This is a genomic window from Pantoea sp. ME81 (assembly GCF_903970985.1).
In the GTDB taxonomy this organism is placed as follows: Bacteria; Pseudomonadota; Gammaproteobacteria; order Enterobacterales; family Enterobacteriaceae; genus Pantoea; species Pantoea communis.
Genome location: NZ_CAJCKS010000345.1, coordinates 1 through 1,575 on the forward strand (window position 1 = coordinate 1; position 1,575 = coordinate 1,575).

2 protein-coding genes are annotated in these 1,575 nt (G+C 56.4%); both read left to right on the forward strand.

Features of this window, described 5'->3' with window-relative positions; all coding sequences use genetic code 11:
* On the forward strand, positions 1-850 hold an 850-nt coding region (locus H7A81_RS27200), incomplete at its 5' end, for a Gfo/Idh/MocA family protein (protein ID WP_182059330.1).
* A 104-nt stretch (positions 851-954) separates the two neighbouring features.
* Positions 955-1,575, forward strand: a 621-nt coding sequence (locus H7A81_RS27205; RefSeq protein WP_182059331.1) for an MFS transporter, incomplete at its 3' end; no start/stop codon positions are given.

Genomic DNA, 1,575 nt, shown 5'->3' on the forward strand with positions numbered 1-1,575 from the left:
GATCGCCGATTCGCTGGAGACCATTCTGGCCGATACGCAGGTACAACTGGTGGCAGGCGCGGCGATTCCCTCGGAACGCTGTGCGCTGGGGCTGAAAGTGATGGCAGCGGGCAAGGATTACTTCACGGATAAAGCCCCGCTCACCAGCCTGGAACAGCTGGAAGACGCCAAAGCGATGTGCGCTAAAACCGGGCGCAAATATGCGGTGTATTACAGCGAACGTCTGCACGTGGAGAGCGCGGTGTTTGCCGGGCAATTGGTGGAAAAAGGGGCTATCGGGCAGGTGGTACAAACCCTTGGCACGGGTCCACATCGTGAAGGCACCGGACGGCCCGACTGGTTCTATCAGCGTCGCTATTTCGGCGGCATCCTGTGTGACATCGGCAGCCATCAAATTGAGCAATTCCTCTACTACACCGGCAACAGCGACGCCACGGTGGTGGCGAGCCAGGTGCGGAATTTCCGCCATCCACAGCACCCGCAATTTGAGGACTTTGGCGATGCGATGCTGGCGGGCGAGAACGGCGCCACTGGCTACTTCCGCTGCGACTGGTTTACGCCGGATGGCTTATCCACCTGGGGTGATGGGCGCATGACGCTGCTTGGTACCGACGGTTATATCGAGATCCGCAAATACACCGATCTCACACGTGGCGAGCAGGATGTGGTGTATCTGGTGAACAAAGAAGGAGAGTTCCGCTATGCCGTTTCCGGCGAAGTCGGCTTCCCGTTCTTTGGACAGCTCATCAATGACTGTCTCCATCGCACCGAGCATGCGATGACGCAAACGCATGCTTTCAAAGCGGCGGAATTGTGTGTGAAAGCACAGATGCTCGCCAACGCCGGATAACGCATTCGTTTATTCAGTTGATTTCCAATTCTGTTGATAACAACGGCGGCAGGGCATAGCACCTTGCCGCTATTACATACCCTACCAGAACAGGAATCGGATCGATGGTTAAACCTACAGAACGTCGCGTCGGTTATGGCGTCGCGATCGGCTACGGCCTGACGGATCTCTTTGGCGGCGGTGCCTTTGCGGTGATTGGCACCTGGTTGCTGTTTTTCTATACCACCTACTGCGGATTATCGGTGTTTGAAGCGGGCTCGATATTTGCCATCGCCCGCGTCATCGATGCGATATTAAGCCCGATCATGGGCTACATTACTGACAACTTCGGCAACACCTGGCTGGGGCGTAAATTTGGCCGCCGCCGTTTCTTCCTGCTGATCTCCTCTCCCTTGATGCTGCTGTATGGCGCTTTGTGGGTGACGGATATGGGCTACTGGTACTATCTCGGCACGTATCTCACCATCGAGCTGCTGTCGGCAATGGTGCTGGTGCCGTGGGAAACCTTGTCCTCGGAGATGACCAATCGCTTTAGCGAGCGCACGCGTCTTTCGGGCGTGCGCCTGATGTTCTCGGCGCTTGGCAGTTTTCTTGCCGTCTCAGTGCCGGGCATCATCATGACCTATACCGGCAAAGACAACGCCATTACCTACACGCTGACCGGCGTCATCTTCTCGGTGATCTACTGCGTGGCGGTGTTTATTACCTGGTTGAGCACCTGGGAA